The organism is Paenibacillus sp. J31P13 (assembly GCF_056269295.1).
Window position 1 is genome coordinate 1,287,434 of sequence record NZ_JBWDNR010000001.1, and the last position, 24,596, is coordinate 1,312,029.

The 24,596-nt window shown below is 40.8% G+C and carries 22 protein-coding genes; 18 read left to right on the top strand and 4 right to left on the bottom strand.

The features are described 5' to 3' along the window. The first annotated feature begins 628 nt into the window (after nucleotides 1–628). From AC0YOD_RS05830 to AC0YOD_RS05865, 8 genes are all read left to right on the top strand, one after another. On the top strand, nucleotides 629–1,576 hold the full coding sequence (locus AC0YOD_RS05830) for a helix-turn-helix transcriptional regulator (RefSeq protein ID WP_475798270.1): 948 nt from the start codon (nucleotides 629–631) through the stop codon (nucleotides 1,574–1,576). Nucleotides 1,577–1,644: 68 nt separating this feature from the next. Beyond that, nucleotides 1,645–2,187 carry a DinB family protein gene (locus AC0YOD_RS05835; protein ID WP_475798380.1) on the top strand — a complete coding sequence of 181 codons (543 nt, stop codon included), beginning with the start codon at nucleotides 1,645–1,647 and terminating at the stop codon, nucleotides 2,185–2,187. A gap of 32 nt (nucleotides 2,188–2,219) precedes the next feature. Beyond that, nucleotides 2,220–2,660 (top strand): EVE domain-containing protein, encoded by a 441-nt coding sequence (locus tag AC0YOD_RS05840; protein ID WP_475798271.1) that lies wholly within the window; start codon nucleotides 2,220–2,222, stop codon nucleotides 2,658–2,660. Nucleotides 2,661–3,258: 598 nt separating this feature from the next. Further along, nucleotides 3,259–3,687 (top strand): SRPBCC family protein, encoded by a 429-nt coding sequence (locus tag AC0YOD_RS05845; protein ID WP_475798272.1) that lies wholly within the window; start codon nucleotides 3,259–3,261, stop codon nucleotides 3,685–3,687. Between the two features lie 357 nt (nucleotides 3,688–4,044). After that, complete coding sequence (locus AC0YOD_RS05850) at nucleotides 4,045–5,046, top strand: phosphotransferase enzyme family protein (protein WP_475798273.1); 1,002 nt, start codon at nucleotides 4,045–4,047, stop codon at nucleotides 5,044–5,046. Nucleotides 5,047–5,994: 948 nt separating this feature from the next. Next, on the top strand, nucleotides 5,995–7,254 hold the full coding sequence (gene spoIIP / locus AC0YOD_RS05855; protein ID WP_475798274.1) for a stage II sporulation protein P: 1,260 nt from the start codon (nucleotides 5,995–5,997) through the stop codon (nucleotides 7,252–7,254). A gap of 577 nt (nucleotides 7,255–7,831) precedes the next feature. After that, nucleotides 7,832–8,368 (top strand): RNA polymerase sigma factor, encoded by a 537-nt coding sequence (locus tag AC0YOD_RS05860; protein WP_475798275.1) that lies wholly within the window; start codon nucleotides 7,832–7,834, stop codon nucleotides 8,366–8,368. Next, complete coding sequence (locus AC0YOD_RS05865; protein WP_475798276.1) at nucleotides 8,355–9,794, top strand: hypothetical protein; 1,440 nt, start codon at nucleotides 8,355–8,357, stop codon at nucleotides 9,792–9,794. The genes AC0YOD_RS05860 and AC0YOD_RS05865 overlap by 14 nt, the downstream gene beginning before the upstream one ends. A gap of 549 nt (nucleotides 9,795–10,343) precedes the next feature. Here AC0YOD_RS05865 and AC0YOD_RS05870 read toward each other — a convergent pair. Next, a complete protein-coding gene (locus AC0YOD_RS05870; protein WP_475798277.1) occupies nucleotides 10,344–10,973 on the bottom strand; it encodes a cysteine hydrolase family protein in 630 nt (209 codons plus the stop codon). 1,341 nt (nucleotides 10,974–12,314) lie between these two features. Here AC0YOD_RS05870 and AC0YOD_RS05875 point away from each other — a divergent pair. The 4 genes from AC0YOD_RS05875 to AC0YOD_RS05890 all read left to right on the top strand — a co-directional run bounded on the left by AC0YOD_RS05875 (nucleotide 12,315) and on the right by AC0YOD_RS05890 (nucleotide 14,570). Continuing rightward, a complete protein-coding gene (locus AC0YOD_RS05875) occupies nucleotides 12,315–12,488 on the top strand; it encodes a PIN domain-containing protein (protein WP_475798278.1) in 174 nt (57 codons plus the stop codon). Nucleotides 12,489–12,610: 122 nt separating this feature from the next. Further along, nucleotides 12,611–12,907, top strand: a complete 297-nt coding sequence (locus AC0YOD_RS05880) for a PIN domain-containing protein (protein ID WP_475798279.1) — start codon at nucleotides 12,611–12,613, stop codon at nucleotides 12,905–12,907. A 347-nt stretch (nucleotides 12,908–13,254) separates the two neighbouring features. After that, nucleotides 13,255–14,358, top strand: coding sequence for an ATP-binding protein (locus tag AC0YOD_RS05885; protein ID WP_475798280.1), 1,104 nt, complete (start codon nucleotides 13,255–13,257; stop codon nucleotides 14,356–14,358). Between the two features lie 26 nt (nucleotides 14,359–14,384). Then, nucleotides 14,385–14,570, top strand: coding sequence for a 3'-5' exonuclease (locus AC0YOD_RS05890; protein ID WP_475798281.1), 186 nt, complete (start codon nucleotides 14,385–14,387; stop codon nucleotides 14,568–14,570). 401 nt (nucleotides 14,571–14,971) lie between these two features. Here the strand turns inward: AC0YOD_RS05890 and AC0YOD_RS05895 are convergent, their stop codons facing one another. The 3 genes from AC0YOD_RS05895 to AC0YOD_RS05905 are packed head-to-tail and all read right to left on the bottom strand — an operon-like array spanning nucleotide 14,972 to nucleotide 18,610. Further along, entirely contained in the window at nucleotides 14,972–16,063 is a 1,092-nt protein-coding gene (locus tag AC0YOD_RS05895) for a Ger(x)C family spore germination protein (RefSeq protein ID WP_475798282.1), read from the bottom strand. Further along, nucleotides 16,060–17,181 (bottom strand): GerAB/ArcD/ProY family transporter, encoded by a 1,122-nt coding sequence (locus AC0YOD_RS05900; protein WP_475798283.1) that lies wholly within the window; start codon nucleotides 17,179–17,181, stop codon nucleotides 16,060–16,062. The genes AC0YOD_RS05895 and AC0YOD_RS05900 overlap by 4 nt, the downstream gene beginning before the upstream one ends. A gap of 4 nt (nucleotides 17,182–17,185) precedes the next feature. Next, on the bottom strand, nucleotides 17,186–18,610 hold the full coding sequence (locus AC0YOD_RS05905) for a spore germination protein (protein ID WP_475798284.1): 1,425 nt from the start codon (nucleotides 18,608–18,610) through the stop codon (nucleotides 17,186–17,188). A gap of 397 nt (nucleotides 18,611–19,007) precedes the next feature. Here AC0YOD_RS05905 and AC0YOD_RS05910 point away from each other — a divergent pair, with 397 nt between their 5' ends. The 6 genes from AC0YOD_RS05910 (at nucleotide 19,008) to AC0YOD_RS05935 (ending at nucleotide 24,591) form a co-directional block, all read left to right on the top strand. Next, nucleotides 19,008–19,325 carry a hypothetical protein gene (locus AC0YOD_RS05910; RefSeq protein ID WP_475798285.1) on the top strand — a complete coding sequence of 106 codons (318 nt, stop codon included), beginning with the start codon at nucleotides 19,008–19,010 and terminating at the stop codon, nucleotides 19,323–19,325. An 85-nt stretch (nucleotides 19,326–19,410) separates the two neighbouring features. Next, nucleotides 19,411–19,710, top strand: coding sequence for a hypothetical protein (locus AC0YOD_RS05915; RefSeq protein ID WP_475798286.1), 300 nt, complete (start codon nucleotides 19,411–19,413; stop codon nucleotides 19,708–19,710). A gap of 87 nt (nucleotides 19,711–19,797) precedes the next feature. Then, a complete protein-coding gene (locus AC0YOD_RS05920; protein ID WP_475798287.1) occupies nucleotides 19,798–20,766 on the top strand; it encodes a LacI family DNA-binding transcriptional regulator in 969 nt (322 codons plus the stop codon). A 268-nt stretch (nucleotides 20,767–21,034) separates the two neighbouring features. Then, nucleotides 21,035–21,952 carry an ABC transporter permease gene (locus tag AC0YOD_RS05925; RefSeq protein ID WP_475798288.1) on the top strand — a complete coding sequence of 306 codons (918 nt, stop codon included), beginning with the start codon at nucleotides 21,035–21,037 and terminating at the stop codon, nucleotides 21,950–21,952. Between the two features lie 12 nt (nucleotides 21,953–21,964). After that, a complete protein-coding gene (locus AC0YOD_RS05930; protein ID WP_475798289.1) occupies nucleotides 21,965–22,861 on the top strand; it encodes a carbohydrate ABC transporter permease in 897 nt (298 codons plus the stop codon). 107 nt (nucleotides 22,862–22,968) lie between these two features. Continuing rightward, a complete protein-coding gene (locus tag AC0YOD_RS05935; protein WP_475798290.1) occupies nucleotides 22,969–24,591 on the top strand; it encodes an ABC transporter substrate-binding protein in 1,623 nt (540 codons plus the stop codon). The last annotated feature ends 5 nt before the right edge of the window (nucleotides 24,592–24,596 follow it).

Sequence of the window (24,596 nt, forward strand, 5' to 3'; positions counted from 1 at the left end):
AAAGGAAGTGACCAGCGCTCAGTTGGAGAAATTATAAAATTGTTCGTAAACAGTCTTATATATTTAAAATATACAAGCAGAGAACGTGGCCAGAAGACGGGAAACTCAAGTTGTAAATAATAAATTAATTGAAAATTATATTGGTTGTGCAAAGATTATTGCGTTCGATAAAAACGATTCATATTTTCAAAACGGATTACTGGAAATAAAGAAACCAGTCATTTGACATTCTTGAATTCCTACACGTATGTATGGCTATGGGGATTGCATATGTCGGATGACAAGAATATGAGCCGATTAATTACCGCGTAAATCGCGGCTTTTATATTTTATCGGTACACATTCTTGGCAAAGTGCAATGTCAAGAATATGTACTGATTGCCTAAAATGGCAAAGAATGTATACCTAATACCGATGAGCTAACGGGAAACGATAGTTGAAGATTACACATTGATGATCAGGTGTTATGGTATCCTAATATCTTAATTTCTAATAGGCAGGATACCCTAGTGATATACTTTCAGTGGAGGTGCTTGTATTGTTATATGATGACCTCTCTTTTCTCTAATAAAGAAGTCTAATAATAACAAATTTGGTATAAACAATCTATCGGAGAAGGGTGCAGTGCATGAACAAAACGGATCGTTTGTTAGCCATAGTGCTTGAGCTGCAGCGTAACGATGTGTTACGAGCCGAGGATTTAGCCGCTACATTTGAAACAAGCGTGAGAACCATCTACAGGGATATTCAAGCTTTGAGTGAAGCTGGCGTATCCGTGATAGGAGCGCCAGGGCAGGGATACTCCTTAATGAAGGGGTATTTCCTGCCGCCAGTCAGTTTCACGGTGGAAGAAGCAGTGACATTACTCATCGGGACAGATTTTATCGAGCATTGGTTTGATGTTCACTATGGCAGTAAGTCTCGAACTTCAAGAGGGAAGATTGAAGCCATCCTACCGGAACCGATCCGCAGTGAGGCATCCCGGATTCGCAAGAGCTTTCGTTTGCTTGCTTCCGTAGAAGATATAGCACGAATACAAGAGAAGGCATACTTGGAAGCGATTCGTCGAGCGATACTGGAGGAAAGAAAAATAAGATTCCGCTATTCCAAAAGAATTGCCGAGGCTGATGGGAACCGCCAAAGTGTTCGTACGGTTGCTCCCTATGGACTTGTGCTTCATCAAGGGGCATGGGTACTCGTTGCACGGTGTGAATTGCGTCAAAACATCCGTCATTTTCGGTTGTCCCGTATGTCGGAGCTTATCGAGCTGGAAGATAGATTTATGTTGCCAACAAATTTCCTTTTAGATGTATACCAGCCTCCAGACGATCGCGACGTCCTTGTGCGCATATGGGTCCAACCTGACATTGCTGATAAGGTAAGGGAATCGAACAACTTCTATATAGAAACCATAGAGGATCATACGGAAGGGTTGCTGGTGACCTTACGTGTTCGGCAGCCTGAGGAATTGCTGCATTGGGTGCTCGGCTGGGGATGCGGAGTGGTTGTGCTGGAGCCAGAATCCTTCCGACATCGGGTTAGAAACGAACTGAAAAAAACGTTAAAACGCTACTGACATAATGGTGTCAGTAGCGTTTTTGTATACTTAGAAAAAAAGATGATTAGAGGCGATGATAGATGATGATTACAACAAAGTTAGCATTACAACGATTTGAGGAAACAGCGACACATTATATTCAAGAACTGAATCAATTCAGTCTGGAGCAGCTGAGGCAAAAGCAAAGTGACAACGAGTGGTCAATCGGACAGATGCTTCAACATCTCATTAGCTCGGCGCTTTATATGCAGCTTCGTAATATTGATCAATGCCTGATTCCAAGCCAATATCCCATGGTACCTGGAACGGAAAAAACCGAGGTTGGTGTGGCTATATTTTCTCAAGGAAGCTTCCCGCCCACTCGTATTCATATTCCGCCTTCCCCACACTATACTCCGGAGCAGCCGGAAAGCAAAGAGCAGCTAATTCAAGGCTTACACACTGTTATCCAGAGAATGAAGGACATTGAACCTACCCTTGAAAAAGTGTCCAAACAAAATATAGTGTCCCATCCGAGATTCGGTGGATTGTGTGCAGAGGAATGGTTTCTGCTTGTTGAGATGCACTACCGTCATCATCTTCTGCAGCTGGACCGCTTAAAACAAGGATTGGTACGGGAAGCGACATAAACATTAATTAAAAAAGGAAGAGATTTCGAGGTATGCAAATGGATGAAATAAGCCAACAAAACCGCTTCTGGATTGGTGTCGTGTCCGCATCCCATGTGAAGTGTGGAGAGTTGGAGGGATTCGCTCAGCTCTGTCACGGCAAGTCAGCACCTTTACGTAAGATGCGAGCAGGCGATTGGTTGATCTACTATTCCCCGAGAACAGAAATGAGGAAAGGGGCACCACTCCAAGCGTTCACCGCTATCGGGGAAGTTGATGATGATAAAGTCTACGAATATCAGATGTCAGAATCATTTGTACCATTACGCAGAAATATCCGCTATATTTCATGCCGTGAGGTACAGATTAGAGATCTTTTAGAAAAGCTTAGCTTCACTCGCGGGAACCGAAATTGTGGGTATTCCTTTCGCTACGGTCATTTTGAGATCGGTCGGGAGGACTTTTTGACAATTGCCAGTGCGATGCTAAAATGAGCAGATGGAAAGTTCTTAAAACTTGCCATTATAAATAGCACGGAGAACCTTACCATAAGAAAAGTATCTGTCGTTGAACTAACGGGTAACGTTAGTTCAATCAAGTACCAGGACCAAGCTTCCAGCGGGATCGGCAACTTGGTTACGTTAGCAGGCAGTATTCCAAATTTAATGTAAAGAAGTTCTTTTAGTTCATAACAATAAGCCCGGCAGCGGATTTCTGATCCGCTGCCGGGCTTATTAAGCGTTAAGTTATCACTTAGAGGAGCAATTGCATAAATGAAATCAATCAGTCGATATGTTTGCGGGTAGTGTCCGCAATGCTGTACTACCAAATAATATTACCACAAAGTGGGTGGTATCAACCGCACTATCCATTCGGTTAGCTTACTGCCTTGCCCAGTAATACTATATTTTCCTAGTCTAATGGTTTATTTTCTTTTAACAGCTAATGGCAGCTTAGTTAAACAACCTTCCCTAATGCGTTATTTCAAAAATGAGCAATCGAAATGAAATCACATCAACCGTACCATGGTATAATATTCGTATACAAATAATTACATAAATCAAATCCTTTTAAAGAAGGGGAATGAGCAAAATGGCAAATATCGAGCACTTACAGACCGTGAATGTTCCAGCTTCAACGGTATATGAAGCATTAACCACTGCAAAAGGACTTTCAGAAATATGGACAAATGAACTAATAGTCAATAATCAGATCGGTTGTATAAATGAGTTCCGATTCGGCGGCAAAGGCTTAACAAAGATGCGAGTTGATGAGCTTGTTACCGATAAAAAGGTTTTGTGGCAATGTGTTGATTCAGATCCAGAATGGATCGGTACGACAATTTCTTTTGATATGGCGGAAAAAAACGGGAAGACTTCAATCACTTTTCGTCAGATGAATTGGGAGGAAGTGACCGCATTTTATCGTGTATGTAATTATAACTGGGCTATTTTTTTGTACAGTCTTAAACAGTATTGCGAAGAAGGCGAGGGTCTTCCATATCATAAACGGAACTTTTAGAACCATTGGAAACACGGATGGGTGGACTAAAGTACATGATCCTGTGAACTGATTTTTGAAGTATTGGGTAAGTACGAAGAAGTTGTCACCCAAGTCTTGACAATCATACGTTCAACTAACGGGCAGGATAGTTGAACATTGTACAGAAAATATAGTTAAAATCAAAGTCGCCCATTCTTCAATTATTCGCTGTGTTAAGATATTCTATATGATCGTAAAGTCTAAATATCAGTAGACTGATCTGAAGTTGGTAATAGTCTACTGGAAGGAACTTAAGGGCTGATGTCATTTTGCTTTAAAGTACGGATTACACATTGTTCCTGTACTATGGGAATTCAAGGGATTAGAGGGATGGTCATGACTGAGGTGCTTAAGATAGATTCTGAAAAAGAAATTAATCGGATTATTACACAGTCAAAACAAGCGGCTTTGATGGCGCTTCAAAACTATGATTTGGATTGGGAACAAATAAGTTTCAAGCAATTATCAGATACATGTACATTTATAATAAAAACAAGTAAGGAAGGGGATTTGTTACTCCGTATTCATGCAGGAATGAGTAGAGAAGAAATAGATTCTGAACTCGTTTGGCTTGATGCTTTGAATGAAGAGATGGATATTACCCTTCCTAAGGGGATATTAGACCGCAATGGATCCAAAACCGTAAGAATTAATTTGGAGAATGGGTACTTAGGTTACGCTTCATTGATGCGTTGGGTAGAGGGAGTGGAAGCGAGTGGCGGTCTTACTGAAGATCAAATCAATAGAGAGGGAATCCTCTTGGCAAAGCTCCATCAAGTATCACAAAATTTCGAATTGACCTCTAACTTCATACGCCCTTTTTGGGGTGAGGAAAGTTTTAGGCATGCTATGACTCGTTTAACGCAACATTACGATCGGTTCCTTGTAGATGCCGAATTCCAGTTGTATCAAACGGCGGCTGAAAGGATACTCTCCTGGATTAATAATCTTAGCAAAGATGATGAGAGCTACGGATTAATTCATGGTGATTTGCACCAAGGGAACATTGTATTTCATAATGGAGAACCTCGTCCAATTGATTTTGGGAGATGTGGATTTGGACACTTCCTATATGATATAGCACATACAATTTTGGGGCTTTATCCTTGGCAAAGAAAGTTACTAATTGAAGGTTATGAAAGCAAGAGGAGACTAGAAGGTGACTGGCTTCCAGCATTGGAAAGTTTTACAGTGATGGCAAGGATCGAGAATTATTGTCACCATGCCCCTGATCCAAGGGAAACCGAGGGGCTAAAGGAAGAACAGCCTTATGCACAAGCTATAATAAAAAATTATTTAGCAGGCGCACCATTTCTTTTTAATGCAATAGAAATTTAAGAAATAGCTATACTAATTCCCATAGGTCATTAAGCTAACGGGGAATGATAGTTCAATAGATTCAAGGAGCAGATTGCCGCGGCAACTGCTCCTTTTTCGTTAAGCGCGTGCCCCGAGGCACGCATCTTCTAGCCGGTATAAGTCCGGCCATAGGAGGGGCCAAGCCCCTACAAACAAATGAAGGTGATTGCTATGCGAATCAGTGATCGGCGAATCCTATTGGTGTAATTACGCGTTACGCGGATGACTTCGTGGTGGTGTGCAGAACAAGAAAAGATGCATCCGTTCGTATGAACTTATTCGAACGATCACGGAAAGATTAAAGTTAATAATACACCCGAATTGTGGGTCCTTTTTTTTGAATATAGTTCATCTAATGATTCTCGCTGTGCTAGCATGAATGCATTTTAAAGTGGTTCATTTCAGCTGAAGTGAATAAATAGTTAATACGTAATAAGATGACAAAGTATCAATGATATGAATGTTGAGATTACCGTTAAGACTAATCCGAAGACCGGAATAGTGAAGTTATTTTTATATCTGATTTAGAAATAATCATACAGTGACAACATATTGTTGGATGACAAGAATATGAGCCGATTAATTTCCAAGTAAATCGCGCTTTTTTTTTTTATCGGTATATATTCTTGGCAATATGCAATGTCAAGAATATGTACCGAATGCCGAAAAAAGTCCAAATTTTTCACAAAAAAACCACCCTGAAGGGCATGAAACATATCTATCACCCATCTTCGAGAAACTCTTTATATTAAATGCACTGGTAAGACAATGATATTTGTTATACGCCTTTTTTGTTAACAGTACATTTATATGTTTTATTTTTGGAATATAGTCTCGTTTTTACTTTGTGGATTGCAGAATAGAAGGATTTTCCTCCATTGTTGTCGAATTTGGTAGAACAAGTCTTTGAATGGAGGAAAGCTAGCTTTGAAACTAAGAAATCAATTATTGGGTGGAACCGTCATTTTTGCTTTATTATCCAGTGGAGCGGATGCTGCATATGCATCTATTCAGAGTTTATCGACAGGGAAGACGCTGAGCGGGGGAGCTGAACAATACGCGCAGATTGCATCTGCTCAAAATAAAGTAACCGTTGCAAATATTGTGGCTGTTACTAATTTACGCAATGGACCAGGGCTGGATTATGACGTTGTCGCCAAAGCGAAGGCAGGCGAATCCTACCCTATTATTGGCACCAAAGGAGAATGGTATAAAGTATCTCTTTCAGACGGCGGCGCGGCTTATGTAGCAAATTGGGTAGTGGAAACCGCGCCGAGTGACAGCAATCAATCTTCTACGAATAATGGACAAAAACCGGATAAAAATGAACAGACCAGCGGTTCAAAAGATAAGGAAGTAATAGTAAACATAGTGGACACCACGAATTTACGCAAAGGGCCGGGGTTAGATTATGAGATTGTTACCAAAGCAAGGGCGGGCGAATCGTTTCCTGTCTTAGGATTAAAAGACGATTGGTATCAGGTTTCGCTGCCAAGCGGAGGAACCGCTTACGTTGCCAAGTGGGTGGTGAATACAGGAGTTGTCAGCCAAAGCGGCAGTAAAGTGTATATCTACCATACGCATAATCGTGAGTCTTGGAAAAATGTTTCAAGCAGTACGAAGGGGACTTCCTTTGATGATCCGAAAGTGAACATTACGCTTGTAGGCAAGCAGCTGGCGGAGAGCCTGCAGAAAAAGGGGATATCTTCAATTGTTGAAGAAACCGATTTTACTGTAAAGCTGAATGAACAGAAATTAAGCTACACGAAAGCCTATGCCGAATCGCGTAAAGCAGTAGACAAGGCAATGAAGTCACATGCTTCCTTGACCTATTTCTTCGATATACATCGGGATGCGGATATTCCGCGCAACAAAACAACGGTAGTTATTAATGGGAAAACGTATGCTCGCATTATGTTCGTCATTGGAGACGCTAACCCTACTCATAAGGAAAACAAAAAGTTTGCCGAAGCGTTGAACGGGCTTTTGAACAAAAAGTATCCGGGCATTTCGAGAGGCATATTGCTAAAAAGTGCTAATCAAGGGAATGCTGAATACAACCAGTCCGTCTCTAACGGAAGCCTGCTGCTCGAATTTGGGGGAGTAAACAACACGCTGCAAGAGAATCTTGATACAGCTGTGGCTTTCGCAGACGTTTTTGCGGAATATTATAAATCAATGAAGTGAATGATCTACTATTCATTAACATCATAACAAACAATGTAAAAAGCAGGTGAAGTGCACCCCCTAGAATAGACATTGGAAAAACCCCTGGGTAAATCCGATGTAATTCTAGGGGGTGCATTTTTATGCCAGCAAAGAAAGTTTAGATGTTGGGATTCTGAGATTCAAGTAAATGAACATGAAGTAAAGCATACAACGATCTGATCTTTAAAGCTTCTGAGGAACAAATATTTTCAAATGATTTGGCTTTATTAGAATTTTACATTGTTATTGAGTAGCGGGAATCAAACTTTCTAATCTATGGATGCTGAACAAATAAACCGATAGAATTAACTATCGGTTTATTTGAGTTATTATCGACTTGGGTCAGACGGATCGGTTTCCTTTTTTTTGAAATCCGCGCTATGCCCAAGTAGCTAGATAGAATTTGTTCGTTTCGGAACGCTGGACGTGACTCCAAGATTCGACACTTTCATTTTTAATTAATAAAATATCGATTGAATTAAAAATTATGTCACAAAACAGCTCTTTGAACTGTTATAAGGGTACAGTCGACTGATAAATATAAGGAGGTGAGCTTATGGAGGAAATAGACATTGGAAAAAGGTTTGTTAATGGCGGAGAAGATGAACTGGAAGAGATAATCAATCTCTATGGTGAAAAACTCCTTCGCTATGCAACGGCGATTCTATGTGATTATCATGAAGCAGAAAATATTGTACAAGAAGTCTTTCTTTCAGCTTATCAAAATCGGAATAATTTTAATGGCAATAACCTATCCGCATGGTTGTACAAAATTACTTATAATCGCTGTTTAAATCAACTGAAAAAGCGTAAAATCCTATATTTTCATGATATTCGTAGTGAAGTCGTTTTACCAGAGAAAGATATAGGTTTGAGTGATGAGATGCTTCGTGCGTTACAGAAGCTTAAACCTATGGAACGTGCCTTGTTATATGGGCGGATTATGGATGGGCAGAGTTACGAGGAACTATCTCAGCTTACAGGAAGTTCTCCAGCTGCATTACGCAAACAATATCAACGTGCCAAAGATGAAATAGTTAAATATCTTAATATTGCATATGGTAGAGAGGAGTCTAACTATGGGCAAATTTAATATGGACGAAAAACATATACATGAAATGTTCTCCCAAATTACGGTTGATTCAAGTAAACTTGCAGAACAGGTTAAAAGCCGATTGTATGAAGGTAGTGTTGACATGCCTGCTAGACACCGCAAACGGTGGACAAGGTCAACAATTGCAGCTATTGCGATATCGTTCGCATTAGTTACTAGTGTAACTGCTGCATCTTTAGGGAATTTTGATTGGTTCATAGAGAGATTTAATCCTGATTTTGGTAAGATTGTTGAACCAGTAGGAGTCTATAGTGAGGACGAAGGAATTCGCATGGAAGTTATCGGTGCACAGAAATATGATAATAGGGCGATTATTTACCTATCTCTTCAGGATAGAACAGGTCAAAACCGATTGACGGAACAAACTGATTTTAGAGACGGATTCAATGTAAAAATGCATTCACCAACAAAAGAGGGAGCCAAAAGTGAAGACGAAGTTTTATCAGCCAGCATGTCATGGAAACAAAAAATGCTTAATTTTAATAAAGATACGAATACCATTTATTATGAGTTTAATATAACGGCTGATCCAAACACACCATTAACAGATCCGTTGGAGCTTGGCAGTTTCCTTATTTATTTTAGCGAAAAAGCCTATACAGACGAACCCATTTCCGTATCCCTTACAGGAATTGACGATGTAGAAACGATTCCTATTGAAAAAGCACAGATTTGGGGTGGCAGTAATGTACCAAGTGATCTCAGTTCATTAACAGAGGCACTTATGCCAGGGGATTATGCTTCCATGCCCCATGGTCAAAAAGATCAATGGGTTTCAAATATTGGTATTGTAGATGGAAAATTGCATGTACAGATTGGGAAAATTTTTAATAAAGAGTTTGGTCCTAGTGATGCCATGCTTTCTTTAAAGGGTCCAGACGGTAATTTAATCTCCTATGATTATAGTTTGGTATTTCTCAGTGATAAGAAAAATAACCTTCTTGATCTTGAAAATAACGATTATGATGACGCTAAATATAAATATGAAGAATTTGTATTTCCTGTAAGCAGCGAAAATCTTAGTGAATACACTCTTTATTATACTGGTTCCGTTTATTCTGGGGTTGAAGGCAACTGGAATGTGGCGGCAAATTCAAGTGATACAACTGCCAATTTACGTACTTGGAAAAATGATATTTCAGTTGAAGGTCATCTTTTTGAATATATAACCCTCAGTCCTTTAGGATTACAAGTAATCGGTACCTATAATGGTGAGAATTGCATGGTCAGTGATATGCTACTTGAAGTTGAAACAGTAGACGGTATTATCCCATTGGAAGGTGGTGGAGGAAGCCAAAATTCTGATAAACATACCTTCAATTCAAGTTGGGATACGAAAGCACCTTTAGATATTACCAAAGTTAAAGCAATAATTATAAATGGCACTCGAATACCGGCTAAATAACAAGATAATTAAAAAAAAAATTTCAACACACTAGTTTAACAAAAGCTTCATTTTGCTAAACAGGATACCCTTGATCTTGGATGGATCAAGGGTATTTAATGTTGTAATTTCATTAACGTTGTAAATCCGCATTTTCCTGATGCTACCCCGTTAAGAAGTGATGTAATAAGTGATGGGGGACAATAATAATGTCGGATGACACGAACATTGTCCGAATCAAGTCCGCATAAACTGCGGGCTTTTTTATTTATCGGCTCAAGTTCTTGTCAATTGACAATGTCAAGAACTTGAGCCGATTGTCGATTTGTGACAAGAACAATGTCCGAATGCCTATAAGTTAAATGTAGCGCTCAACTAACGGGCAGTTTAGATGAAGAATGGAAATGGATCCTTTATGTTTGTGCAAAGCAAGAATAACCCCTCCGAACAGATTAGAGGGGGTTGTGCTATCTAAATTCATCCGTTATTCCAAGCCCTTATTCTGACCAAGCAACCACTTGGTGACAGTTCGGACAAGTTGTATAGGAAATTACCATTGGAGATATTGATTTATAAGTTTGAAATAGCCTCCTGTGTCGTCCAAGTAGCACTGGCAAATGCTTTATAATTGGTAACGGCGGCTTGAAAATCCTCTTCACTAATTGTTGCGGTGGCATCGTACACAACAGCTGTTTCAAAACCAGTTTCGATTAGATGCCTCATATGTGACTCTACACAAACGTTGGAAAGTACCCCTGCAATAATTATCTTCTCTTTTCTATGTTGTCGTAACTGATATTCCAAGTCATTTGTTTGTGGGCTGGCAACCTTGTGAGGAGTTGCAATGACGGTTCTTCTATCAAAAATATAAGGTTTGAAAGAATGAACAAAATCAGCTCCAAATGACGGTGGTGTGTACGCATTTGCAACTTGATACATTCTAAGATCTAATAGCATCTTTTGTTCATTTCCTGTAAATTGCCAGCCATAATCATGAGGGTATAAATAATGGGGCGATATGAAAAGTTGGTATCCCTTATTCATGGCAGTTCTCATTAATAGTTCAAGGTTTTGTATAGTATTGTTTCGTTCAATAGTTCCTTTAGTCAGATGATAGCCTCTTCCCCCAGGACTCATAAAGTCATTTTGTGGGTCTGTGATTACAATAGCCGTATTATTGGGATGTGGTTTAAACGGCAAATTACTTACCTCCCTCGCAGCATAAGCATGCCGAAATGTTTGCATCCTGTTCAGCGATGATAGAGAAGTTGTTTTCTAAAAAAGTTCAGAATTGACACGACAGCTGCACCGAACAAGTACTCATTAAAAACTCTATAGGCATCTATATGTATTTGTAGTTTGTTTGGTTCCCTTTGTTATAGAAATTAGTGTGCAACTTTGACGAATTGTTTCAAGAAGGTATGCTAACGGGTAACATGTCCGCAGGAGCTGCTCTAACGTGGCTCTTATTGCTCATTGAAGTAACGGGCAGGATAATAAAATCAATTGTCGAATATTTCAGGTAAATATCGAAGTTCAAAATGAGGTTATCCCTATGCCTAAACAAAATGGATTGACTTACATAACCAAAACGACTTAGATCAATTAATGGATTCATCTGGATGGTTTCATGATTCCTGTATCAAAGAATTGTTTATGTGGACGAATCATTATGTAAATGAAAATTTATCAATGTCTATACCAGCAAACAGGGATCATAGAGTTAGATTATTAATTCAAAGACAGTATAGAAATCCAACTGCAATAGATTTAATGTTTGAAGAAGTTAACCAGATTTTTATTTTTCCAAGTCCTCTAAATTACGACTCAATTATTTTTGAGGCTACTTTCATATTTAAGAATGAATTGTCCGGACTGGATCTCAGATTACGAATCACCTAGGGGAATTTTTGGAAAATTTAAGTACGCAAATTGCATTACAACGAAAGATATTCTGCTCCAATTCGGTAATGGGGAAGTATTAAGTAGAAGATCCATAAGTTACAGTCAACAGAATTGCAATCTCATTGATATGCCCCGATTGAACGCCCTTATGCGTTTGCATATGTAACTTGGAAAAAATTTATTGAAGGACATACACATACGCGACAGGTAGACAATAAATATCGGCCTTCAAGAGAACGAAGCAAATATGAAATGGAGTTCATGTCTAAACAAGATGACTCTGCATTATGAGACATTGTTACCAAATGGGAATACGGCAAGCCCTATTGGAAGTATAAACATCTCACAGCAACAATTGGGTTTATCAACAGAGTACTTGCTCATTTTGCTCTCAATCATTTTTACAGCTGTTTAGAAATCACTAAGAATACGGAATCACTTGGTTTGGAGTTTGATAATGTTCCATTTCGTTACGAAAACATTCCGTTATTTCTGATCAAACTACCTTGTCACAATGAAAAGGAACTAGAGTTTCATTGGTGGCTTATGGAGCATCGGCAACACAAACCCGATTTGGTATGCCCGATCTAACTTGCCTACTTCTAAATTTCAATATTTTGAAAGGATTAATGGTTTTTGTATAGAATTCTTATTGATACTTGCGTTTGGCTTGATCTCGGGAAGGATTACCATCAACAGACGATTCTGGCTGCTCTTGAAGAACTAATTGATCAGAGACATATTGAATTAATTCTTCCAAGAGTTGTAGTTGAAGAATTTGCTCGAAATAAAGATCGTGTTATAGAGTAGAGTACTCGTAGTCTATCCAGTACTTTTAAACGTGTTAAAGAAGTTGTGGAAAAGTTTGGAGATCCACAACAAAAAACAGTGTAATAACACAGCTTAATGATGTTGATCATCGTCTTCCTATTTTGGGAGAGGCTGCATTTGAAACAATTGACCGGATTGAAAAATTATTTGAAAGATCTACAATTATTGAAATTTCAGATTCTGTGAAGCTCCGGGCACCTCAAAGTGCAATCGACAAACTCGCTCCCTTTCACAGACAACGCAATGGAATAGAAGATGCGATTCTTATTGAGGTTTACTCGGATATTATTAGAGAAGACGAAGTATCTGATAATCGCTTTGTCTTTATCTCGCATAACACTAATGACTTTAGCCAACCAAATGCGTGTAAAAAACTACCTCTTTGTGCTTCTCACTAACAAAATCGTATTATTTTATTACTCTTAGTGAAGCGCTTCAGCACATCGAACCAGAACATTTTGATGACTTAATGATTGAACATAATTGGTCAGAGGAACCGAGAAGGCTGACGGAAATCAGTGCACTCAGAGCGGCGGCTAAGGTCGAAGAAAGAATTGGCTTAAAAAACCATGGCCTCTGAGATGGCTTTGAGTGGGGAATGATTAACGGCAAGCTTTCTGCATTACGTTGGGTACTTGGTGATGAGTGGGATATGTTAGATACATAACTTTTGACATTAGTATGTACATGAATCAAAAATGAAGAATTTGAAATAAGATCGAATGTTCTATAGGAGGAGTAAGGTGTGACCAAACTATTATTTGACCCAATGAAACATCCCGATTGGACCCCGCCACAAACGGCTGAAAAGTATCGTTTTGTTGCCGAAAATACCCAGGATTTAGTCGGTGTCGTGGATATGGAAGGTATAGTTCTATACGCCTCGCCGTCCCATGAATTGGTCTTGGGGTTTCCGACCAGCGAATTTGAAGGGAATTCTGTTTTTTATTTCGTTCATCCTAACGATCTTGCGTACGTTAAGAGTCAATTCGATGACATGGTTACATTAGAATCAACGTTCGATTTTGAGTGGAGGTGTAAAAAAGCAGATGGCAGTTGGGTATATATCGAGACAAGAGGCACTCCTATATTTGATGAAAATCGCAAAGTAATGCAATGCGTGTACGGGTCTCGTGATATTTCGGAACGAAAGAAGGCAGAAGAACTCCTTCTACGAACTGAAAAGCTTTCGATAGTAGGACAAATGGCGGCAGGGGTTGCACATGAGTTTAGAAATCCTCTAACCTCGATCAAGGGATTCGCCCAGCTGTTACAACAAGGTAACGAAAAACCCGAGTTTATTGAATTGATTCTATCTGAGGTTGGGAGATTGGAAGCTATATTATGGGGATTTGTAACGCTTGCCAAACCCCAAACTCCGAAAATACAAGAAGTTGATGCGGCGGTTGTTTTACAACAGGTGGTGTTGTTATTCAGTACACAATCCATATTAAACACCATTGAAATTATTGAAGAACACGACTCAGAAGTACCACGTATCTACTGCGATGAGAATCAAATCAAGCAAGTATTTATTAACATTCTCCAGAATGCGGTTGACGCTATGCCAAACGGTGGAATCATCAAAACACAGATTCTATGCCTCGATTCAGAGTTTATCAAATTTCGATTTATAGACCAAGGAAGTGGCATTTCATCGGAACGAATTAAATCCATTGGAGAACCCTTTTATAGTTCCAAAGAAAAGGGGACGGGATTAGGCCTAATGGTCGGCAACAAGATTGTCCACGAACACGGAGGGAGTATTCACATCGAAAGCACGGTCAACGAAGGAACCATTGTTGATGTGATTTTACCCATCTACTCGTCATTACTCAAAAGAGATTAGAATTTGAAACTATTGTGATATTAGGAATGGATGAAGGAAACTTACCTAGTTACAGAAGTACAACCGAAAGAATAATAAAGGAAGAGCACAACATTTTTTATGTATGTGTAAGTAGGGCAAAGAGCGGTTGTTATCTAGTTAGGTCAAAAATAGAAAGAGGTTATTATCAAACGGCATCACATTTTGGACTTCTCTTTATAACTGGAATCTAGAACGTTCCGGTTCATGAGTGGATTCACCTGTTATTGAGATTGAGTTTGGGCTGATTTACTTAAACAGGCAAAATGGTTACTGATGTACATGGATCAAATTTAATGTAATCGCTTTCCGGGTGATAAACCAACTATAATGTAACTTAAAAATGTGAAAAAAAAACGAAATGCTTGATATCACTTGGGATCGGACAACGCCAACGAAGCGCGAGGCTCCCTCTGAGTTCAATAAGACAGCAACAGTCTAGGACTTTATTTTCTCGTCCGGGGCTGTTGCTGTTCCATTTGCCGCCGCCTGAGTGCTTTCCGTGTATTTTAGGCATCGTGAAGCACAGCAAACGCAAGCATTGAAAACCCAGATTCAGTGACAGGCCGAGCTCTTTGAACATGATTCCAACTTACTATTTCACGTTCGTCAGAGGCTCTAAATGTAGCCGCACTTTTACATTAATCTTCATAGTAGACCAATGCCGATCCCATGTATCTCTGGTTATTGGTTTGGAGAACGGTTTAGCAGTCAACGCCCCGATTTGAAGGGGGTCAATCTGCAATTTTTGCATTTGGGATAGCAAGCGGATGACATTCTCCTCCAAGTACCGTTCGATTTTTTGTGCGAGAGCGGCATATTGGAAGTTTTCCTCGATTCTTGCGAGCGAATCCAATTCATCAATTCTTCCCTTCATGTCGATTTCGATGGTCAGGGATGATAAATCCGGGGTTAGTTTCTTACGGGTATGCACGCGAATATGTCCTAGCGTAACCGCGAGTTCAGGAAGGACTAAATATCGTACGAATCTGTCCCTATACAACAATTGGTTGATTTGATCGTCCTTTCCTCGTATCTCCGCAACCATACTGTCCCGGTCAAAAAATGCTGTGCCTTCGTACAGGAACTGTTCGCCTTCTGCGCGAAATACTGGTAGTTGGGGATCGGAAACCTGAGAGTACAGCATTTTCATAAACTGGTGCAAATTGACGACAGTAATTTCGCCTTGTTTTTTCTTCTCATAATGTTTGAACATGCGATAAAGGTAATAATCGATATTATCTGTTTCATCCAAGTGTTTGGCGAGGAATTCATTAAAGTTGCCTCTCGTGATGACTAAGTACAGCCGTTGCGAAATGTTCGGATCGGTCAGGACGGTATTGATAAGACGGGTCAATCCCCGTTTCGCATAAGCTTCGTCCACGAACAGCAAGCGGATTTGACCGGCCTTCAGTTCGTTATAATAGTTCAAATTAAACCCCTTATTGCCTTCATTCAATAGAGAGACCTTAAGGGTAAGGACTCGCTTCTTCTCCTTGATAAGAGGAGGGACGAGCGTGCTGATTGTTATCTTTCCGTCTTCTTCTCCTCCACCCTGTACGGACCAGAAAATGATCGGCGTGATTTCTTCGATCATATTGTTTTCTGGTAAGAGGACGCAACCGCATGCGAATGTCAACAAAGAAAACGATAGCAGCACAAGCGTTGCTCGTACGAAGCGTTTCATGACGTTGTCCTGGCTTTGCGCTTGATCGCGATCCAGATGAGGAGAGGTGATAACAAATAAGTGGCGGATCCTGCCCACATCTGCAGGTCGAGCCAAAAGGCCTGTTCGAGCCCGGGCTCCCAAAACCATTTACTGATCGGAAGAGTGACGGCCATCGCCGCACAGCCGCTAACGATGAGCCCAATACGCGTAGTGCTTGTCTTCGTCTTGCCTAATATACGAGATGCGCCATATATCATTAACACGAACAAGGCGATCGAGTAAAGGAAGCTGAACATATATGCCGAGATCAGGATAATATCGACCCTTTCGAATATAGGAGATTGCAGGTAGCGCCCCATCTCCACGTTCGGGTATTTGATGGTTGGCAAGTATTTGGAGCCGTAGAAGAGCAAGGACGCAATGGAAATAAAGAGATACTCGCCGACCGAGATGGCGTTAGCGATCGTCAAATATTTTAGCATTTTCCGTGGCGGATTCAGCCAGTATGAAATAGCGATTAAAAATTCAGGTCCGGATAACGACGAAAAAACGAGCAGTAGTGATTTCCATGCAAACGGCTCTGGGCCAATCGGAATGAGAGGGTATAGATCGTGAATCGAATTTGATTGCACCAAAAAAAACGGAATATACAAAAAGAAGATCCAAATCGTTCCAATGAACACGATCGTTACGAACCGTACCATGTTTTCCATTCCAAACAGCGCCAAATAGCAGCTAAGGATAAAAGGAAACACAATGTGCCATTCTCGATCCATAGAAGGAAAAACAAATTGCTGCATGATATCGGCATAACTGACTGAAATGAAAGAGATCTTGAGCAAAAGGAGCGGCAAGCATGCCAAAGCTAAAATTTTGATGCCTGTTTTTCCGAATAAACTTTCAAAACCCTGGTACCCTTGGGCAGAGTAGGGGGTTGCGAACCACTTGGACAGCATATATAGGCAAAATTGGGAGGCTATGCCCATTGCTACAATCGCCAATAACATATACGGTTGAACGAGGGCTGAGGGCATGACAATCATATAATAAAGCATTTGAATCCTATTGGTGAGGAAGAGCGCGTAAAAACCGCTTTCTTGATGTGAGGTTTTTCGAAACAGCGATATAGCTTTCATGGGTTCATTTACTCCTTCGGTTAATACGATACTTGTTCAAAGGACGCAATGCTTCAGGACGAATGCGCATAGCGTGTAACGGCCCTCGGACAAAAAGATCGACCCAATCTCTCCAATAAAACGGAGATACCGGCGCCAAGTAGGGCTGGTTCAAGGACGTGAGCCCGTTCAGATGGGCTAACATGCCGACGACTCCAAGCACGATACCGGGAACGCCTAAATAGGTCGCGAGAATCAAGAATATGAATTGAAGCAGTAAACTGGATTTGGTGACCAGATAGTTTGGAACGAGAAAAGTGGAAATCGCCGAAATGCCTGCCAATACGATTAGCACTTTGCTTGCGAATCCGGCTTCTACCGCAGCTTGTCCTATAACGATTCCTCCAATTACCCCCAAGTTTTGGCTCGTTTTGGTCGGCATTCTTAGGCTGGCTTCCTTGATAATTTCTAGCGTAATAAGAATAATAAAAGCTTCCCAGAAGGGGGATAGCGGCAGTTTGCTACGAGACTCGATGATTACATATAAAATTTGCAGGGGAAGCATTTGATAATGATGAGTCGTTAATGCCACGTAAATTGGAATTAGAGTAATGGAAAGAAGAAAACTGAGATAGCGTAATGGCCTCAAAAAGCTAGCTACCAACCAGCGGTTTATATAATCCTCCGGTGACTGAAACAAGTGAAACAGCGTAATCGGAGCGACTAAGGCGAAAGGAGTGTTATTTACCAAAATGACCAATTTTCCGATGCCTAGTGAATACGCGCAGGAATCCGGTCGATCGGTCTGAAGATATTGAGGAAAGATGCTGTGATTATGGTCTTCCATAAACGCTGCAACATGTGAAGAGTCCAAAAACATATCGAAGTCGATGCTGGAAAGCTTATTTTTCGCGACCGCTACAAATTCTGGATTGATTAGCCCGTCGATGTACATAAGGACTATGGTTGTTTGGGTTAATGAGCCGACGGAGTATCTCTCTGTTTTGAGCGCTGTTAAAGGAAGCCTTCTTCTAATCAGCAAGATGTTTTGCTCCAGCTGCTCGCTGAAACTGTCTTTTGGGCCGAACATTATTGTTTCCGTCTCTGAGGTTTCGATAGACCGGCTGAGCGAGTTGGGGAGCATAATAGCGTACCATCGCCCGCTGAATGAATCGTGAACTAGCACTGAGCCCTTCATGAGATACTGGAGGGCTTGCTCCAAATTGGACAAACGTGCAATTTTGGCGGTAGTCAGGCTTTTTTCCACCGAACTTTGGAATGATCGAACGAGGGGCTCAAGAATCGATTCGTTAAGACGCTCCTGATCGATTAAGGTTCCAAGATAAATAAATGTCAAGCGAAGTCCGTCGGTAGTCTCTCGATCAATTATCTCCGAGTCCTCAATTAGGGCGAGGTGCTGCTCTAAAGCTTCTAAAGAAATTGCTGTCATCATTTCACCCCTTGAATCAGCGCGCGCTGAGATATCCTTTATTATGCCTTTCTGTATCGCGATTTAAACTAACGATTGGAAACCTTCGAATCGAAAGAATGTAATTCACTCAGACTACAGGTAATAGGGTAGCTTATAACTGTGCGAATGTTTTCTTATTAAAATAAAGGGAGAGGGACCTATTGAAGCAACTATACGTACTTGGTGATCGTGTATCTGCTTAGTAATTAAAAACTGAAGTGGGGCCTTTTTATATAAATCATATACTTGATCTTTCACTCGCCCTCGACTTGTCCCTTATGAATGAACTACTGTAATATCAGTTGGACAAGAGGAGCTTTTGGCAAGAAGGACCTTCTTCTTAGAGAACAAGAAATCTCAAATAATTGGGAGATTTATGACTCATGAACATCGGTTTTATGGTCTCCGATCTATGAATGATATAAAGCTGGCACTTACGTGTTATGATTCTCCGGAAATTTCAGCATATCCTGAAAATAGCGGAAGTAGCTATACCGACTACTTCTTTCCTGATGCATTCGACCGAGGGGAAAGGCTTGCAAAGGAAGCCAAGAATCTGTATCAGATTTTCATAGATGTTAGAAAGGAGTACGGATTATCAACCGATTTCGAAATTCCGATGGAGTATTTTTCCTTTACGGTTGAGAATGCGCTGAAGATAAATGGAGTGCATGTGACCAATGCGATTGGATAAGCAAAAACCAATGGCGAGATGCAATTCATTCGTCTGGCTATGTAGAATCTGAAATATACATGGCACTGGCACAAGGAGGCTGAAAATGAACTTTGTTTGGAGGAAGGAATGGATCAAGGCGTATGAAACGCCTTGGTCCTTTTTTGAAAAGTTGGCTTTTGCTAATCGCCTTGAAAGAAATGACATACTACGTTTTTTTGGAAATGATGTCGTTAAAAGAATTAAAAATCCCAATATCGGAGATAGCAGGAGGGAGTTAATCCAGTTAAGCGGATTTAACGCGACCTTGCTGAATAAGGTGTTTGAATCTGATTTAGTTGGGGATTGCAAACAATCAAAGCTCCCAATCGCTCGAACGATTACTTTCGATATCACTCACAAGTAAAGACATTTGAAACGTTTCCAAAAAAAATATTGAAACGTTTCCAATTTGATGCTATTATAAATTTCATAGAGAGTTCGGGGGTATAAAATGACAAGTATTAAAGATGTAGCAAACTTAGCCGGCGTTGCTGTAGGAACGGTATCCAGAGTCATTAACAACTCTGGAGCTGTAAAACCCAAGACACGGAAAAAAGTTGAGGAAGCCATACTAGAACTGAATTATTTCCCAAATGAAGTAGCCCGAAATTTCAAGATGCAGAAATCTAAGATGGTAGCTCTGCTGCTTCCAAGCATCTGGAATCCATTCTTTTCTGAATTGGCTTATTACATTGAGGATGAATTGGACAGGGAAGGCTTTAAGCTTATGTTATGCAATAGCGGCGGCAAACCTGAGAAGGAGCTATATTATCTGGATATGCTACGGCAGAACAAAGTGGCTGGTATTGTTGGCATAACATACAACGATATTGAGAATAATGTGAGCAACGACATACCGATTGTAAGCATCGACAGACACTTTAACAAGAAGATTACCTGTGTGACTTCAGATAATTATGAGGGAGGACGTCTTGCTTTGAGGGAGCTTGTGAAAGCGGGAGCTAAGAAACCGGCTTTTATGGGAAGCGTCACTTCCGTTTTCAGCGAAACCATGAACCGAAGACAAGGATTCATTCATGAAGCGGAAGCTTTGGGAATCGATTATATAATCTACGAGAAGCCAGATCCCATAGTGGATGAGAATGCCTATATTAACGAGTTCCTTAACGAGCATGGCGATGTAGATGGTATTTTTGCCATTACCGATATGCTGGCTGCCAACTATATAGACAAAGCACGCAGGCAGGGGATTCGTATTCCAGAAGATGTGAAGGTCGTCGGTTATGACGGCATTCAGGATAATCCTTATTTTCATCCTATCTTATCAACGATCAGGCAGCCGGTGGAAGAGATGGCACGCATGACAATCAGACTGCTCTATAACAAGATCGAAGGCATACCTTTAGATAAGCAAGTGTATCATATCCCCGTTATATTCAAGCAAGGTGAAACTACATGATCCCATTTGGAACGGAAAACTTCAGCGCATCCTGTGTAATTAATCTACTAACTGAAGTTTTTCTTTCTAAATTGGAAACGTTTCAAAAATAATCAGATTGCCCAGCTCTTATAAAAGAATTGAAAAAATCAGCTTAATCTGTTGATTCCTGTTATAGATCTTCAAACCTAGGTTTTTTCTAAAAAGTTGGAAACGTTTCAAAAATGATTAATTTTAAATGAAAGGGAGAATAAGCGTGAATTCAAAAACTAGCGGGGTGGATCATTCCATGATCAAACCAAAACATAACATATGGAGCAGGTTCAAACGCGACTATGAACTCTACCTGTTTTTACTACCGATCATTATTCTTTATCTCGTATTTAAGTATTATCCGATGTATGGGGTGCAAATTGCTTTTAAGGATTTTTCACCAAGTCAGGGGGTCTGGGGAAGTGAGTGGGTAGGATTCCAGCACTTTATAGATTTTTTTAATTCCTATAACTTCTGGAACATTATCACGAATACGCTTTCACTCAGTTTCCTTTCGTTGTTGTTTGGTTTCCCGGCTCCAATCCTAATCGCGATTATGCTGAATCAGATGCTGGGTAAGACGTACAAGAAATTTGTTCAGACAGTGATTTATGCACCGCACTTTATATCTACCGTTGTGCTGATCGGCATGCTTAAAGTTTTTTTGTCTCCAAATAGCGGAATTGTTAATCACGTCATCACCTTGTTTGGAGGAGATCCCATTCTGTTTATGGCCGATGCAGGCTGGTTCCGTCCTTTGTATATACTGTCAGGCATCTGGCAGGAAACAGGATTTGCCACCATTATCTACCTTGCTGCTCTTGCCGGAGTCAATCCAGAACTACATGAAGCGGCAATTATGGATGGAGCGAGTAAATGGAAGCGTGTATGGTATGTGGATATTCCAAGCATTTTGCCGACGATCGTTATCCTGCTGATTCTCGCACTCGGCAACATTATGAGCATCGGCTTTGAGAAAGCGTTCCTGATGCAGAGTGATTTGAATTATGCAACCTCCAATATTATCCCGACTTATGTATATGAAATGGGGATTCAGAAGGCTCAATACAGCTTTTCTACTGCAGTTGGCCTATTCAACTCTTTTATCAATATTATCCTGATTTTCACCGTTAACCGGATTGCCAAAAAAATGACAGAAACCAGTCTCTGGTAAGGAGGAGTACTTTTGAATTCATTATTGAAGCGAAAGAGCAGAGGAGACGCGTGGTTTGACATCATCAATTACTTTCTGTTAACCATCATTATGCTGCTCGTATTATACCCGTTGTACTTTGTACTGGTTGCATCACTTAGTGATCCCAATTATATCTACTCAGGTGAAGTCTGGTTATTTCCGAAAGGCTTCACGCTGGATGGTTATGAGCGGATCTTCAACGATTCCTCCATTTGGATCGGATATGCCAATTCGATTTTATATGCAACGCTGGGAACATTAATTGGAGTAACCGTGACTGTGTTTGCAGCCTACCCGTTAGCCCGCAGGAATCTGGCGGGGAAGTCAGTGATTATGTGGTTTTTGCTGGTCACAATGTTCTTTAGCGGCGGTCTGATTCCAACCTATTTGCTGATTAAGGATCTGCACCTGCTGAACACGATGTGGGCACTTGTCATTCCCGGAGCAGGCGGTGTATTCAACATCATCATTGTAAGAACCTTTTTTCAGTCGTCCATACCGGATGAAATGTGGGAAGCAGCCTCTATTGACGGATGTTCCAATACCAGATTCTTCTGGAGCATCGTCCTGCCTTTATCCAAGTCCATCCTGGCGGTAATGGTGCTGTATCATGTTGTCGGCTTCTGGAATGGTTTCTTCGATGCTTTGATTTACCTGAACGATGAGAGCAAGTATCCGCTGCAACTGGTGCTTCGCAACATCCTTGTCCAGAATCAGGTCAACTCCGGCATGATGATCGATGTGGAATCCTATGCAGCCAAGATGCGCGTTACAGAACTGATCAAATACGGTGTCATCATGGTATCCAGTCTGCCGCTGCTCATATTGTATCCTTTCCTGCAGAAGTATTTTGTTAAAGGTGTAATGATCGGCTCGATTAAGGGATGATACTTGCAGGTTCTTGAAAGGGGGGATGTACAGGATCAGATGAATACTGAGGAAAAGCAATATATGATTTACGCTTGTGGAACGAAATAAGGGGAGGTTATGTACAAATGAAATCTTTATTCAAAGGTGCTGGAATTGTAATGCTGGCTGGAGCGTTTGCGGTAAGCGGATGTTCGGGAAATGGTAACGGGGCAAATAATCAGGGCAATCAGAATCAGGAAGCAAATTTCAATCAAACCGGTCTTCCGATTGTTAACAAAGTAGTGTCATTAAGAATGGTATCCCCGAAAGCTTCATTGGCACCGGAGTTCTCGAAAATGGAAATTTTCAACCGTCTGGAAAAGGATACTAATATAAAAATTAACTGGGAGAACATTCCTGACACCGATTATACAGAAAAGAAAAACCTGTTGCTCGCGAGCGGTGATTTGCCGGATGCCTTTTATACAGCCGGATTCTCTGATTACGAGTTAATCAATTACGGTAAAGATGGAACTATTATTCCTCTGGAGGATTTAATTGATCAGTATGCGCCTAATTTGAAAGCGCTTCTCGATCGCCGGCCTGATATCAAATCATCGATCACAGCACCGGATGGACACATCTACGGGCTACCATCCTTTGAAGAGAATAATCTAGGAACCAACCCCTTCTTTCACGTCATCAATAAAAGCTGGCTGGATAAGCTAGGGCTGAAGGTACCACAAACACTGGATGAATATACGGAAGCTCTGCTTGCCTTTAAAACGCAGGATCCAAACGGTAATGGTAAGAAGGATGAAATCCCGTTAAGCTTCAGGCACATGCAGTGGTGTTCGGATATTGCTGGCCTTTTCGCGGCATTTGGACTTCCGGATAACCTCGAGCACCGGGTCGTTCGTGACGGGAGTGTTATTTTTACCGCGACACAGCCTGAATATAAGGAAGCTCTGAATTATTTCCATGAAAAATGGTATAAGCAGGGCCTGATTGATCCGGAATCCTTCACTCAGGATGATGCACAGTATCTTGCCAAAGGTAAAACTACGGATGAGACACTAGGATCTTATGTCTGGTGGGAAGTCGAAGAAGTTGTCGGAACTGAACGCGCTAAGGACTATGTTCTACTGTCTCCGTTGAAAGGACCGGATGGGGACCAAACGATTGGACGCGCCAATGGCGGTGGCCCGGGACGCGGATCTTTTGTAATTACCAAAGGGAACAGCAATCCGGAAATTACAATGCGTTGGATTGACCAGCAGTTTGAACCTTACATGACTGCACAAATTCACTGGGGTCCGCTAGATATCGTATACAAGAAGGACGAAAACGGAAAACTGGTGAATTTGCCACTTCCTGAGGGAACCTCTGCAGGTGAATTTCGTCAACAAGTTGCTCCGGGATCGGGCGCACCTGGCGTCATTACTTTCGATGACTTCGGAAAAGTTGTAGATATGGAGCCTCGGGCCCAACAACGTGCAAAGGATTTGGAGCAATACTACAATCCATATATGGAAAAGGAAAACTATCCGAATATCTTCTTTGAACCGGAGGAATTGGATAAAATCAACAAAATTGAGCCTGAACTGATTAAGTATGTAAATACCCAAAGAGGAAGATTCATTGTTGATGGCGGTGCAGATGCGGAATGGGACAACTATCTGAAGACACTGGACAAGATGGGCCTAAAAGAATTAATGGAAATTTATCAAACCGGTCTGGATCGTTATAACGCAAATCTGAAAAAATAAACAAA